This window comes from Enterobacter dykesii (assembly GCF_008364625.2).
In the GTDB taxonomy this organism is placed as follows: Bacteria; Pseudomonadota; Gammaproteobacteria; order Enterobacterales; family Enterobacteriaceae; genus Enterobacter; species Enterobacter dykesii.
On sequence record NZ_CP126604.1, the window covers coordinates 2,851,087 to 2,865,098 of the forward strand.

10 protein-coding genes are annotated in these 14,012 nt (G+C 57.5%); 5 read left to right on the plus strand and 5 right to left on the minus strand.

Annotation, left to right across the window (positions count from 1 at the left end):
• Positions 1-81: 81 nt before the first annotated feature.
• A complete protein-coding gene (locus tag F0320_RS13725; protein WP_126330246.1) occupies positions 82-2,862 on the minus strand; it encodes a flavocytochrome c in 2,781 nt (926 codons plus the stop codon).
• Positions 2,863-3,466: 604 nt separating this feature from the next.
• Here F0320_RS13725 and F0320_RS13730 point away from each other — a divergent pair.
• The 4 genes from F0320_RS13730 (at position 3,467) to F0320_RS13745 (ending at position 9,061) form a co-directional block, all read left to right on the plus strand.
• Positions 3,467-4,975, plus strand: a complete 1,509-nt coding sequence (locus F0320_RS13730) for an anion permease (protein WP_023312327.1) — start codon at positions 3,467-3,469, stop codon at positions 4,973-4,975.
• 55 nt (positions 4,976-5,030) lie between these two features.
• A complete protein-coding gene (gene fumA / locus F0320_RS13735) occupies positions 5,031-6,680 on the plus strand; it encodes a class I fumarate hydratase FumA (protein ID WP_126330248.1) in 1,650 nt (549 codons plus the stop codon).
• 282 nt (positions 6,681-6,962) lie between these two features.
• Entirely contained in the window at positions 6,963-8,276 is a 1,314-nt protein-coding gene (locus tag F0320_RS13740; protein WP_023336204.1) for an MFS transporter, read from the plus strand.
• A complete protein-coding gene (locus F0320_RS13745) occupies positions 8,273-9,061 on the plus strand; it encodes a substrate-binding domain-containing protein (RefSeq protein ID WP_149323933.1) in 789 nt (262 codons plus the stop codon). The genes F0320_RS13740 and F0320_RS13745 overlap by 4 nt, the downstream gene beginning before the upstream one ends.
• On the opposite strand, the gene F0320_RS13750 is transcribed toward F0320_RS13745, so the two are convergent.
• The 3 genes from F0320_RS13750 to F0320_RS13760 all read right to left on the minus strand — a co-directional run bounded on the left by F0320_RS13750 (position 9,036) and on the right by F0320_RS13760 (position 11,700).
• On the minus strand, positions 9,036-9,935 hold the full coding sequence (locus F0320_RS13750; RefSeq protein WP_047652402.1) for a LysR family transcriptional regulator: 900 nt from the start codon (positions 9,933-9,935) through the stop codon (positions 9,036-9,038). The genes F0320_RS13745 and F0320_RS13750 overlap by 26 nt on opposite strands.
• 92 nt (positions 9,936-10,027) lie before the next feature.
• A complete protein-coding gene (locus F0320_RS13755) occupies positions 10,028-11,557 on the minus strand; it encodes a cryptochrome/photolyase family protein (RefSeq protein ID WP_126330252.1) in 1,530 nt (509 codons plus the stop codon).
• Positions 11,554-11,700 carry a DUF2256 domain-containing protein gene (locus tag F0320_RS13760; protein ID WP_126330254.1) on the minus strand — a complete coding sequence of 49 codons (147 nt, stop codon included), beginning with the start codon at positions 11,698-11,700 and terminating at the stop codon, positions 11,554-11,556. The genes F0320_RS13755 and F0320_RS13760 overlap by 4 nt, the downstream gene beginning before the upstream one ends.
• A gap of 215 nt (positions 11,701-11,915) precedes the next feature.
• On the opposite strand from F0320_RS13760, the gene mtfA reads away from it, so the two are divergent.
• Positions 11,916-12,713 carry a DgsA anti-repressor MtfA gene (mtfA, locus tag F0320_RS13765; RefSeq protein ID WP_047652404.1) on the plus strand — a complete coding sequence of 266 codons (798 nt, stop codon included), beginning with the start codon at positions 11,916-11,918 and terminating at the stop codon, positions 12,711-12,713.
• Here mtfA and F0320_RS13770 read toward each other — a convergent pair.
• Positions 12,710-13,921 (minus strand): MFS transporter, encoded by a 1,212-nt coding sequence (locus tag F0320_RS13770; protein ID WP_126330256.1) that lies wholly within the window; start codon positions 13,919-13,921, stop codon positions 12,710-12,712. The genes mtfA and F0320_RS13770 overlap by 4 nt on opposite strands.
• Positions 13,922-14,012: the final 91 nt, after the last annotated feature.

Here is a 14,012-nt window from a genome sequence, read left to right on the forward strand (position 1 = left end):
AGATGTAGCCCCGGCAGGCACCGTGCCGCCGGGGAAAATGCCGGATAGCGCTGGGCGTATCCGGCCTACAACACAGGGGTCTTACTGCTTTTTCGAACGCATAGCCGCCTGATGTCCTGCAAGCGTACCAAAAATAATGATATCTGCCACTGCGTTACCGCCGATACGGTTAGCACCGTGGATCCCGCCAACCACTTCACCGGCCGCAAACGCGCCTGGCAGCACGTTGTGGTTGCTGTCCAGCACGCAGGTTTCGGTGTTGATGGTCACGCCGCCCATGGTGTGGTGCACGCCCGGCGCAATCTGAATGGCGTAGAAAGGCCCTTCGTTGATTGGCGCGCGCAGCGCGGTGGTACGACCAAAATCGTCATCGTGCTGTTTCTCAACGAAACCGTTGTAGCGTTCCAGGGTCGCCAGGAAAGCGTGGTGATCCATACCGAGCGCTTCCGCCAGGGCTTTTGGCGAGCTGGCGCTGGTCACGAAACCTTTGGCGATGTACTCATCCGCGGCTTTGTTTTTGGCACGTACGTGCTCGTCAAAGACGATGTATGCGTATTTCTCCGGCAGCGCGATGATTGACGCCGAGACCTTATCGCGGGTCGACATTTCGTTATAGAAGCGCTCCCCTTTCTGATTGACCAGAATCGCCCCGCCGCCGCGAATGGATTCGGAAATCAGGTACGAAGTTTTCTGCTCAACGGTTGGGTGAATTTGAATTTCGCCCATATCCACGGTACCCGCCCCGATGCGCTCCAGCAGCGCGATGCCGCCGCCGGTTGCCCCTGTGTGGTTGGTGGTGACGAACCCTTCCAGATCCGGACGGTATTTCACCACCATCTGGCTGTTGGCGCTGAAGCCGCCGGTGGCGACAATCACGCTTTTGGTTGCCACGGTGACGGTTTCGTTCTCTTCGGTGGTCAGACGTACGCCGGTCACTTCGCCGTTCTCGAAGATGATGTCGCTGACGGAGGTATCCAGCATCACCTCGATGTTGCGTTTGTTGACGTTACGCACCAGGCCGCTGATCAGATAGCCGCCTACTGCTGAACCGTCTTTTGGACGGTGAGTACGGTCGATGCTCATCCCTCCGGTGGTGGTGATGTCGTTCAGCATGATGCCGCGCGTGGCCAGCCACTCAATTGCCTGCGGCGCGTTTTCGACGAAGCGACGCAGCAGTTCCGGGTTGTTCTTGTTGCCGCCGCCTTTCAGGCTTTCCTGATAGAACAGCTCTTTGCTGTCCTGAATGCCCTTCACGCGCTGGAAGCGGGTTTCGGCGGCGTTCATACCGGCAGAGGCTTTAATGGTGTTCCCGCCGATGGTCGGCATTTTCTCGACAATCAGCACGCTCGCGCCTTCGTCGTGAGCCTGGATCGCCGCCGCCAGACCGGCGCCGCCGCTCCCGACAACGACCACGTCCACGCTGCGGGTTTCGTTCGGGTCAACGCCCTCTTCCGCGGCCAGCGCTTTGCTGGATTTCAGCATCGCTTTCGAGACCGCTTTCTTCACCGCCTCGCTCTGGCTGGTTGCGCCGGTGATGGCATCCACGTGCGGGGTGTTGGCATCCAGTATGCGGGTACGGATCTCTTCAAAGCTGGTCACAAACTCAACGTCTTCGCTCGGGCCGGAGGCCAGTTCGATGTCCGCAATGCGGTCGGTCTCCAGGCTGACGTTAATCACCAGCTCGTTAGCGTCATCCTGCACTTTCTCAGCAAAGGTACCCGGTTTGAATTTGGATTCGCCCATGCTCATGTCGCGGATCATCGCTTCTACCAGCGAGAAGCGCCACAGCGGTTCAGGAATGTTCAGCGCCTCGCGCTGGGTGCTGTCCATAAACAGCTCAAGGCTTTCGCCCGCTGCAATGCGATCGGTCCAGTCAGGGTACGCGATGGTCGCACGACCCACGGCAATCAGGTCGTAACCGTGGTCCAGCGCTTCATTCACATCAGAAGCATTCACCACGCCGCCCACGCCCATGACCGGAACCTGCGCCAGCGTTTCAGAACGCATCGCGCAGTATTTTTCGATAAGCGGGGTGGGATCCTGGGTGTCGACAATAGAAGGACGCAGGGTCGCGCCGACGGAGAAGTGCAGATAGTCCACGCCGCGCGCCGCCAGTTTTTCCAGCAGGTACATGGTGTCGTCAAAGCGGATGCCCGGGACTTCCATCTCTTCAGGGGAGAAGCGGTAGCCAATAATAAACGCGTCGTCCGCGTACTGGCGCACCATTTTGTGGGTAATGTCCAGCACGGCCAGCGGGAACTTCGCGCGGTTATCGCGGCTGCCGCCCCACTCGTCATCGCGCTGGTTTGAATTCGGTGAGTAGAACTGCTGAATCAGATAGGTGTTCGCCCCGTGGATTTCCACACCGTCGAAACCGGCCTGGATGGCTCGACGCACCGCCTCACCAAACTTGCCGATCATGCCTTCCACTTCTTCAGCGGTCAGAGCAACCGGCGTTGCGGCACCTTCACGCGGCGCGGCTACGGCGCTCGGGCCAACCGGGGTACGGCCACCAATCAGTTTTGGGTCGACCATGCGGCCGCCGTGGTAGATCTGCAGCAGCGCCTTAGAACCTTTGGATTTAATGGCCTCCGCGATTTTCGCCAGCCCGGCAATTTTCTCATCATTATCAATACCGATGGCCCCCGGGAAGGCGAGACCGAGATCGTCGACGAAGCAACACTCCACAATGATGGTGCCAATGCTGCCGGAACGGGCCCGATAGTACTCCACCAGCTCGCTGGTGACGGTGCCGTCAAAATAGCCGGTACAGGTTGTCATAGGGGCCATTAACAAACGGTTTTTCAGTTCAGTACCATTCGGTAATGTGAAGGGGCTAAGAATGCGTTCGTTAGTGCTCATAATAGAAACTCCAAACTTTTAAAAATTAAGAATTCGTTATCGGATTGATTTTTTATTTCGTCGTTATTTGCCGATGTCATGATATTAATATAATGATTTTTTTAGTTTCTAAAGTTATTACGTTAGTTAAAAAACTATTTAATCCCTTCGATAACACAAATAACACATTGGTGTTAGCGATTGTAATTCAGCCATTCACAATAATTTAAAATTCGTTAAATGATTAATGGTAAAACCAATTCACCAAAGCGAACAAATAATGAATAAAAACAACACACTACAAACACACCAAAATCTAACCTGTTAAAAAAATGATAAAAAATACGCGAAAAACAGGCAATAACCACATACGCCAGAGTGGTTATTAATAAAAGCATAAAAATAACGCTGCAATTCTATTTTTTTGATCGCGATCAATAGTTATGGCATTCAAAAGCGCAATATAAAAACATCATCATTTTTTAATTTAGCGCACACAAAAACGCGTTAAATCGCTATTACTGAAAAAACACGAAAGCACCTTTAATAACTAATAAAAGCAAAGAAACTTAAGAAAGTGTTTTTTCAGTGCGACCGAATTTTTGACAACTTAAGACGTGAAACTATGAATACAAAAACTGCTGTAACGCCCCCTGTGGCGAACCAGGCATCAAATGGAAACGCAAAACGATTGCTGATGATGGCGCTACCCGTCATCGTCGCCGTACTGCTGCTGTTTGTTCCCGTTCCTGAAGGCTTGCCGCCTTACGCATGGCACTACTTCGCCATTTTTGTCGGCGTGATCGTCGGTCTGATCTTCGAACCGCTGCCGGGTGCGGTGATCGGCCTGACCGGCGTGGTCGCCATTGCCCTGTGCAGCCAGTGGGTGCTGTTCAGCCCCGATCAGCTGGCTGACCCGAAATTCAAGCTGGCGGGCGCCTCCTTTAAGTGGGCGGTGAGCGGGTTTGGTAACTCTACCGTCTGGCTGATTTTCGGTGCCTTTATGTTCGCCGCTGGCTATGACAAAACCCGCTTCGGCCGCCGTCTGGCGCTGATTCTGGTGAAGTACCTCGGCCGTCGCAGCCTGACGCTCGGTTACGCCATTACGTTTGCGGACCTGCTGCTGGCACCGTTCACCCCGTCCAACACCGCGCGCAGCGGCGGGACCATCTACCCGATTATCGCTAACCTGCCGCCGCTGTACGGTTCAAAACCCAACGACCCAAGCGCGCGTAAGATTGGTTCGTACCTGATGTGGGTGGCGATCACCGCGGCCTGTATCACCAGCTCAATGTTCCTCTCCGCCCTCGCGCCAAACCTGCTGGCCCTGGCGCTGGTGAAAAGTACGGTTGGGATTGATATCTCCTGGGGCACCTGGTTCCTCGCCTTCCTGCCGCTGGGTATCCTGCTGATTCTGACCATGCCGCTGCTGGCCTACTGGTTCTACCCACCTGAAGTCAAAGTGAATAACGAAGTGCCGCTGTGGGCGACCCGCGAGCTGGAAAAACTCGGCAAACTGTCCCGCAACGAAATTTTGCTGCTGGTGTTCGTGTGCTGTGCGCTGCTGATGTGGATCTTCGCCGCCGCGTGGATTGAGCCTGCCATGGCGGCCCTGCTCATCGTCGGTCTGATGCTGTGGACCGGCGTGCTGGAGTGGAACGATATCACCGGTAACAAGGCCGCATGGAACACCTTCGTCTGGTTCGCCACCCTGGTGGCACTGGCGGATGGCCTCTCCTCCACCGGCTTTATCAGCTGGTTAGGTAAAGAAGGCGGCCTGCTGATGAGCGGTATCTCTCCGGGCGTAGCGACCATCGTCCTGCTGCTGGCGTTCTACCTGCTGCACTACCTGTTTGCCAGCACCACCGCGCACACCACGGCGCTGCTGCCGGCGATGCTGACCATCGCCTCCACCATTCCGGGCATGAATATGGAAGTGTTCGTTCTGCTGATGGTGACCTCGCTGGGCGTGATGGGGATTATCACCCCGTACGGTACTGGCCCAAGCCCGATTTACTACGGTAGCGGCTACCTGCCAACCAAAGACTACTGGCGCCTCGGCACCATCTTCGGTGCCATCTTCCTGGCGGCCCTGCTGCTGATTGGCTATCCGTGGATGTCCATGATGTTCTGATTCCTGACCGCCGGACTTCTCCTCCGGCGGTTTTATTTTTGTGGAGCAATACGCTATGTCAAACAAACCCTTTATCTACCAGAACCCCTTCCCTCTTTCCCATGACGACACCGAATACTACCTGCTGACCAAAGAGCACGTTTCCGTTGCCGAATTCGACGGTCAGGAAGTGCTGAAAGTGGAGCCGGAAGCCCTGACCCTGCTGGCGCAGCAGGCCTTCCACGATGCCGCGTTTATGCTGCGTCCTTCCCATCAGAAGCAGGTTGCCGCGATCCTGAACGACCCGGAAGCCAGCCAGAACGACAAATACGTTGCCCTGCAGTTCCTGCGTAACTCTGAAATCGCGGCCAAAGGCGTGCTGCCAACCTGTCAGGATACCGGCACCGCGATCATCATGGGTAAAAAAGGCCAGCGCGTCTGGACCGGCGGCGGTGACGAAGCGGCGCTGAGCCAGGGCGTGTATAACACCTACATTGAAGATAACCTGCGCTATTCGCAGAATGCGGCGCTGGACATGTATAAAGAGGTGAATACCGGCACCAACCTGCCCGCGCAGATCGATCTCTACAGCGTGGACGGGGACGAATACAAATTCCTGTGCATGGCAAAAGGCGGCGGTTCTGCCAACAAAACCTACCTCTATCAGGAAACCAAAGCGCTGATCACCCCGGCGAAGCTGAAAAACTACCTGGTTGAGAAGATGCGCACTCTGGGCACTGCGGCCTGCCCGCCTTACCATATCGCATTTGTGATTGGCGGTACGTCAGCGGAAGCCACGCTGAAAACCGTGAAGCTCGCTTCCACGCGCTACTACGACGCGCTGCCGACGGAAGGTAATGAACACGGCCAGGCGTTCCGCGACGTTCAGCTCGAACAGGAACTGCTCCAGGAAGCGCAGAACCTCGGCCTCGGCGCGCAGTTCGGCGGTAAATACTTCGCCCACGATATCCGCGTGATCCGCCTGCCGCGCCACGGCGCCTCCTGCCCAATCGGCATGGGCGTCTCCTGCTCCGCAGACCGCAACATCAAAGCGAAAATCAACCGCGACGGGATCTGGATTGAGAAGCTGGAACACAACCCGGGCCAGTATATTCCTGAATCACTGCGCCAGCAGGGCGAAGGCGACGTGGTGAGCATCAATCTGGACAAGCCGATGAATGAGATCCTGGCGCAGCTTTCCGCGCACCCGGTCTCTACCCGCCTGTCCCTGAACGGGACCATCATCGTGGCGCGCGATATTGCCCACGCGAAGCTGAAAGAGCTGCTCGACAACGGTGAAGAACTGCCGCAGTACGTCAAAGATCATCCGATTTACTACGCAGGCCCGGCCAAAACGCCGGAAGGCTACGCGTCTGGCTCGCTCGGCCCGACCACGGCGGGCCGTATGGACTCGTATGTGGACTTACTGCAATCCCACGGCGCGAGCATGATCATGCTGGCGAAAGGCAACCGCAGCCAGCAGGTGACGGACGCCTGCCATAAGCACGGCGGTTTCTACCTGGGCAGCATTGGCGGCCCGGCAGCGGTATTGGCGCAAAACAGCATTAAGAGCCTGGAATGCGTCGCGTATCCGGAGCTGGGAATGGAAGCCATCTGGAAAATTGAAGTCGAGAACTTCCCGGCGTTTATCCTGGTGGATGACAAAGGTAACGATTTCTTCCAGCAGATCCAGAACAAACAGTGCGCGGGTTGTTCACAGCGCTAGGTTGAGACAGTCCGGGTGGCGCAACGCTGCCCGGCAGTCGCAGAAAGACATGCGCCTGCGTCATGTCACAAAACCGTGATATCAGCCACTTAGCAAAACGTGGTGAATAAAAAATCAATTAATTGTTAAGTTATTGTTGTCATTAATTGTATTTATCCCGCGCAGGCTATTCATGCGAAAAGTGCATCAGCCGATGCGGCATTTGCGCTTATCTATTTCCTCATCCTGATCCAGTTTTCAAAAACAGACGCGTAATACGTCAACAATAAACTGGAGATAACCATGTTTTCCTCAACCTCACCTGCAACCGTACGCTCGAAAGCGGGCGCCATACTCCGCGTGACGTCCGGCAACTTTCTTGAGCAGTTCGATTTCTTTCTGTTCGGCTTCTATGCCACCTACATCGCCCACACGTTCTTCCCGGCGAGCAGTGAATTTGCGTCGCTGATGATGACCTTCGCCGTCTTCGGCGCGGGCTTTTTGATGCGTCCAATAGGCGCCATTGTGCTAGGCGCGTATATCGACAAGGTAGGTCGCAGAAAGGGGCTGATCGTCACGCTTTCCATCATGGCGGCGGGGACGTTCCTGATTGTGCTTATCCCCTCTTATCAAAGCATCGGTCTGTGGGCGCCGCTGCTGGTGCTGACGGGCCGTCTGCTGCAGGGCTTTTCCGCCGGTGCGGAGCTTGGAGGCGTCTCGGTTTATCTGGCTGAAATCGCCACGCCGGGCCGCAAAGGGTTTTACACCAGCTGGCAGTCCGGCAGCCAGCAGGTCGCCATTATGGTCGCCGCGGCGATGGGCTTTGCCCTGAATGCCCTGATGGAGGAGAGCGCCATTCGCGAATGGGGCTGGCGCATCCCGTTCCTGTTCGGCTGCTTAATCGTGCCGTTTATCTTTTTCCTGCGCCGCAAGCTGGAGGAGACGGAAGAGTTCAGCGCGCGCCGCCATCATCTCGAGATGCGCCAGGTCTTTAAAACGCTGCTTGGCAACTGGCAGGTGGTGGTCGCAGGCATGCTGATGGTGGCGATGACCACCACCGCGTTCTACCTGATCACCGTCTACGCCCCCACCTTTGGCAAAAAGGTGCTGATGCTCAGCGCCTCGGACAGCCTGCTGGTCACCCTGCTGGTGGCGATTTCTAACTTCATCTGGCTGCCGGTGGGCGGCGCGCTGTCGGATCGCTTCGGGCGCAAGCCGGTGCTGATTGCCATGGCCCTGCTGGCGCTGGCGACCAGCTACCCTGCCCTGACGCTGCTGGCGAGCGCGCCCAGCTTTTCCATGATGCTGAGCGTGCTGCTGTGGCTCTCCTTCCTCTACGGCCTGTATAACGGCGCGATGATCCCGGCCCTGACGGAGATTATGCCTGCTGAAGTGCGCGTGGCGGGGTTCTCTCTGGCTTACAGCCTGGCAACGGCGGTTTTCGGCGGCTTTACCCCGGTCATGTCCACCGCGCTGATCGAATACACCGGTGACAAAGCCTCGCCTGGCTACTGGATGAGTTTCGCTGCCGTGTGTGCCCTGCTGGCCACGCTCTACCTCTACCGCCGCCGCGCGGTATCGCTGCAAAACACCGTCAAGTCACAGGGGGCAGTATGAAACGCACCTATCACTTTACCGCCAGCGCGCTGGTGCTTGCGCTCCTGAGCGTGAATGCCTGCGCTCAGGACGTAAAGGTCATGATTTCAGGCGGCTTCAAAGCCGCCCTGGAAAAGCTGGCCCCGGACTATGAACGTCGGACCGGGGATAAAATCGTGATTATCCCCGGCCCCTCAATGGGCGCTACGCCGCAGGCGATCCCAAACCGACTGGCGCGCGGCGAGAAAGCCGACGTGGTGATTATGGTGGGCGATGCGCTGGAGAAGCTCGAAAAAACCGGCCAGACCCAGCCGGGTTCGCGAACGGAACTCGCGGACTCCCCCGTTGGCATGGTGGTAAAAAAAGGGGCGGATGTCCCTGATATCAGCAGCGAGGCGGCTCTGCGTAAAGCGCTGCTGCAGGCCAGCTCCATCGCCTACTCTGACAGCGCCAGCGGCAGGTACGTCAGCCAGACGTTGTTCAAAAAAATGGGGATCGAAAAAGAAGTGGCGGATAAAGCGACAATGGTTGAGCGTATCCCGGTCGCCTCAGAAGTGGCGAAAGGAAAATACGCCGTCGGTTTCCAGCAGGTCAGCGAGCTGCTGCCGGTTCAGGGCGTCACTTTTATCGGGAAAATCCCGGATAATCTGCAGTACATCACGCGCTTCGCGGGTGCGGTCACCCGTCACGCAGAACATCCCGCGGAGGGGAAAGCGCTGCTGACCTATCTCGCCTCACCGCCCTCCAGGGCCGTCATCCAGAAGACGGGGATGATCCCCGTTACGTCCGGCGATACTGCTCGGTGATCTGCTTTTCCAGTTCAGCCGCAATGTAGGACTGGATACGCCCCCGGCGCCGGATAAGCCCCACGGTGCGTTTCACTTCCGGCGCCACCAGCGGCAGATGCGTCAGCAGCGTGTGCTCTGACGTCGGCATCGACATGGCAGGAACGGCAGCAATGCCGATCCCCGCCTCTACCATGCCGAGCATCGTGGTAACGTGACGCGTTTCGCAGACGCTCGGGCGTTCGGGAACGATATCCCCCAGCATCCGATCGAGCAGGTTACGGTTACCTGACGTTTTATCGAGGGAGATATAATCCTGCTGGTAAAAGGCCTGCCACGTCAGATGACTCTTCTGCGCCAGCGGGTGATCCTTTCGGCACGCCGCAACATAGACATCCTCCACCAGCGGGAAAAATTCGATTTCGGACGGCAGGTTTCCTGCGAAGCTGATGCCAAAATCCGCCTGGCTTCGGGCCACGGCGTCAATCACATTCCCCGCGCTGCTGTCGATGAGCTTAATGCGAACGCGCGGATAGCGAGACTGAAAGCGACGGATCACATCGGGCATAAAGTAACAGGCCGCGGAAGGGACCGTAGCAACCGTGATCAGCCCCGTCCGCTCTTCGCTGACCTTATCGACATCCGCCAGCATTGACTCAACGTTGTCGAGCAGCTGCGCGGAGCGTTCAGCAAAGTTTTGCCCGTATAACGTTAAGGCCACGCGGCGGGTGGTACGGTCAAACAGCCGGTTTCCCAGCGCGGCTTCCAGCTTTTCAATCCTGCGGCTCAGCGCCGACTGGGATAAGCAGATAGATTCAGCAGCGACACGGAAGTTACCGTATTCCACTAACGCTCTGAAAGCATAAAGATCGTTAAGGTCAAAATTCACGGGCATAGCGTCTGGATGTCCTGTCGGGGAATACGCAGCAAAGTCAAAAATAATAGCGTCTTATTGACCCACCGCAACCGGCGCGGTGTTGAAATACGTCAGAGCTCGTTGAGATGCAGGCGAACATACCCGGCGCGATCGGCAATGGCCTGCCGCTCCTCTTCCTTCATGTCCGCAAGCTGTTTAAAGACAATGCCCAGGCGGGGATTGTTACCCAGACGCGCCTGGTTGCGAGCAAAGAAATCCCAGTAAAGGGCATTGAAGGGGCACGCCAGCTCTCCGGTACGCTGGCTGTGTTGATACCGGCACCCCTGACAGTAGTTACTCATCTTATGAATATACGACGCGCTCGAGACGTAGGGCTTACTGGCCAGCAATCCGCCATCGCCAAACTGGCTCATGCCGAGGGTATTGGGCAGCTCCACCCATTCAAAGGCATCAATATAGACTCCCAGATACCATTCATGAACCGCCTGCGGCGACAGGCCGCTGAGCAGGCTAAAGTTCCCAATGACCATCAGGCGCTGGATATGGTGGGCGTAAGCCTCGGTGAGCGACTGTCCAACGGCATGCGCCAGGCAGCGCATCTGCGTCCTGCCGGTCCAGAACCAGTCCGGCAGCGGGGCGTGCTGGTCTAAGGCATTCAGATCCCGATAGCCCGGCATCTGCGACCAGTAAATCCCGCGCACGTATTCCCGCCAGCCGAGAATTTGTCGAATAAACCCTTCAACGGCTGGCAGCGGCGCATGGCCCGAACGCCATGCCTGCTCGGCGGCAGCCACCACTTCCCGCGGATTAAGCATTTTGGTATTCAGCGCGAATGAAATTAACGAGTGGAAAAGAAAAGGCTCCTCCGCGTGCATCGCGTCCTGCCAGGCGCCGAACTGGGGGAGCACGTTAGCGATAAATTCATCCAGCCTTGCTTTGGCTTCCGAACGGTTGAGCGGCCAGCGAAAATTCCCGGCCTGCGGTTCGCCGAAGGTGTTTACGCCGCAGCGTTGGATCTCCGCCCATAAGGCTGAATAATCGTGGCTGGGACGCGCGTCTTCCGGCGCGGGCGGCTCGCCGGACCAGCGCTTACGGTTTTCAGCATCAAAATTCCATTTTCCCCCTTCCGGCTCGCCTTCTGTGGTTAACAGTATGCCGTGCTGACGACGCATTTCCCGGTAAAAGTACTCCATTCGCCAGCTTTTGCGCGTCGCAAAGAACGCGCTCACCTGTCCACGGGTGGTGAAGAAATGCTCGCTGCTGACGCAGGCCGTTTCGACGGACGCCGCTTTCGCCCACGCCTGCAGCTGCGTATCCAGGCGCCATTCGTCGGGCTCCTGCCATATCACCCTGTCGGCGCCGTAATGCGCGACCAGCGCGTTGAGATTGTCTTCCAGCGCGCCGCGGTTTGAGCCGTCAGAAAGCCGGACATACCTCACCCGATGCCCCTTCTCCTTTAACGCAGAGGCAAACGCGCGCATGGCGGCAAAAATGGCGATCACTTTCTGAGCGTGGTGAAGCACGTACGCGGTTTCTGCCCGCAGCTCCAGCATCACGTAAATGACGTTCGGATTGCAGGCATCAAACCAGCTGTGGTGCGGATTAAGCTGATCGCCCAGGATCAGGCGCAGTTCGGTCAACGGTGGCTCCTGCGACAACGCTCCGAACAGTATTTGACATCATCCCAGCATTTCGCCCATTTTTTGCGCCACGTCATGGGCCGCTGGCAGTGCGCGCACGCCCGGCTGGGCAGGTTCTGCTTGTTACCTTTGAAATCGCTCATCTTTTCAATACCGTACTGATTTCTTCACTGAACCTGTGGATGAAGGCTACGACAGACTTCACAAAATGAAGGTGATGCCCGTAAACCGCTACCCACCGCTACGTACGAATGATAGTTTATTCAGGCTGGAATTGTCGCAGTGAGCGATTTTCTGGCATCTTAACCGAACCTGACTTTCCCATTTTTGTTCAAGTGACGAGTTTGCGAGCAAAGCGATGATAAAGTGGCCCTGGAAAACGAATGAAGCTGGCCGGGATATGGCGCTGCCATGGGATGACGCGCTGACGATCCCGGTTCTGGCTAACCTAAACCCGGATGAACAAGCGAAACTGGTTCAGCTAGCGGATCGTTTTTTACAGCAAAAACGCCTGGTTCCACTGCAGGGTTTCGAACTCGATCCCCTGAAAAACGCGCGCATCGCCCTGCTTTTCTGTCTGCCGGTGCTTGAGCTCGGCATTGAGTGGCTGGACGGTTTCCACGAGGTGCTGATCTATCCGGCCCCCTTTATCGTCGATGACGAGTGGGAAGATGACATCGGGCTGGTGCACAACCAGCGCGTGGTGCAGTCCGGACAAAGCTGGCAGCAGGGGCCGATTATCCTCAACTGGCTCGACATTCAGGACTCGTTCGATGCGTCCGGTTTTAATCTGGTTATCCATGAAGTGGCGCACAAGCTGGACACCCGCAACGGCGATCGCGCCAGCGGTGTCCCTCTTATCCCGCTTCGTGAAGTGGCCGGATGGGAGCACGACCTGCATGCGGCGATGGAGAATATCCAGGATGAGATAGACCTGGTCGGCGAAAGCGCGGCCAGCATTGACGCCTATGCGGCAACCGACCCGGCCGAGTGCTTTGCGGTGCTCTCGGAGTATTTCTTCAGCGCGCCCGAGCTCTTCGCGCCCCGTTTCCCGGCGCTGTGGCAGCGTTTCTGCCAGTTTTATCAGCAGGATCCGCTCCAGCGTCTGCGGCAAAATGAGGAGTCTGGCGGCCATTCCTCCCGCCAGATCCATTAAGGTTTTTCAGTAGGGGGACGCTCGGTTGACCGTACCCCTATGCTCAACGCTAAAAACAGCACTGCCATTCCCCATGCGGCTACCGTTAAAGACTGCTCGCCGTAAAAACGCGTCACCACGGGCACCAGCAGCGCGCTGACGCCGTAGCCTAACGTGTGGCTGGTGGCGATGACGCCCGCCCCTTTCCCGGTGGTCAGCCTGTCGTTCAGCAGCAGCTGGTAGCCCGGCGTGGCCATCGCCGCCCCGAGTGACGTGATAACAATCCCCACGTAGAACAGCGTTAAACCGGCGACGGTCATCAGCCCAAGCCCTGCGACCATTAACACCGCCGCGATGCAGAGCAACGTCACCGGGGTGAAATGCTGCGGGCGGACCACCAGAAACTGCGCCGCGAGCGTGGCCAGCGCGGCCAGGCTCAGCAGAAGCGCAACATGATGGCTGATGTCCCGGGCGTTGCCCTCCAGCAGGGGGCTAAGATGCGGTGACAGGCCAAGCTGCATCAGGCTGACCAGCGCCGCCAGCAGCAGCGCCAGCAGCAGGAACGGCAGCATCGAGGCCTGCAGCCGGGTCGCCTGGTGTGCGACCGGCGGCAGCGGCGGGTCTGCGGCTTCGCGAAGCACCAGCAGCAGCGCGATTAACGGCGCGATCGCCATCAGCCAGAGCGGCGCCACCGGGCTGACGCTGAGCATCAGCGCCGCCAGCGGCGGGCCGAGCAAACGTCCGCAGCTGAGGCCGGAGCTTATCGTCGCCAGCGCCGCCATTCTCTTCTCCAGCCCCGCGCGCTGAATCGCCCACGTCTGGGCCGCAGGCACCAGCCCCGAGACCGTCAGTCCGTAAAGCAGACGTGAAAGAATCAGCCCCGCCAGTCCCCAGACGGTATCCAGCCTCCCGGCCGCCATCGCCCAGACCACCAGCGCCATCACAACAAAACTGGCCAGATAGCCGCTCAGCGAGGCCAGCATCACGGCCTTACATCCCCGCCGCTCGCTCTGGCGCCCCCACCAGGGCGAGGCCGGTAAAAAGAGCATGGATCCGAACATCAACAGCCCGGCCCAGACCGAGAGCGACAGCCCGGTCAGGGTCACCAGCTGCGGGAGCATCACCAGCAGGCCGTTTTGCCCGATACCTAATAAACCCGCACATAACGCCAGGGGCCAGTTGGCTTTTGAGGTGACGTTTTCGGTCAATACTTCAGAGTCTGTGCGCATGAGAATGTGAACATAGTGTCAATAAATGTGTGGAAATTATGAAGTTTATGAAAACAAATATTGCAAAAATGGTTGCGACTGTAAACAGAAT

Bases quoted from the DNA above. Each gene is read 5' to 3' on its own strand.
- F0320_RS13725 (WP_126330246.1), bottom strand. From the start codon at position 2,862: ATGAGCACTAACGAACGCATTCTTAGCCCCTTCACATTACCGAATGGT.
- F0320_RS13730 (WP_023312327.1), top strand. From the start codon at position 3,467: ATGAATACAAAAACTGCTGTAACGCCCCCTGTGGCGAACCAGGCATCA.
- fumA (WP_126330248.1), top strand. From the start codon at position 5,031: ATGTCAAACAAACCCTTTATCTACCAGAACCCCTTCCCTCTTTCCCAT.
- F0320_RS13740 (WP_023336204.1), top strand. From the start codon at position 6,963: ATGTTTTCCTCAACCTCACCTGCAACCGTACGCTCGAAAGCGGGCGCC.
- F0320_RS13745 (WP_149323933.1), top strand. From the start codon at position 8,273: ATGAAACGCACCTATCACTTTACCGCCAGCGCGCTGGTGCTTGCGCTC.
- F0320_RS13750 (WP_047652402.1), bottom strand. From the start codon at position 9,935: ATGCCCGTGAATTTTGACCTTAACGATCTTTATGCTTTCAGAGCGTTA.
- F0320_RS13760 (WP_126330254.1), bottom strand. From the start codon at position 11,700: ATGAGCGATTTCAAAGGTAACAAGCAGAACCTGCCCAGCCGGGCGTGC.
- mtfA (WP_047652404.1), top strand. From the start codon at position 11,916: ATGATAAAGTGGCCCTGGAAAACGAATGAAGCTGGCCGGGATATGGCG.
- F0320_RS13770 (WP_126330256.1), bottom strand. From the start codon at position 13,921: ATGCGCACAGACTCTGAAGTATTGACCGAAAACGTCACCTCAAAAGCC.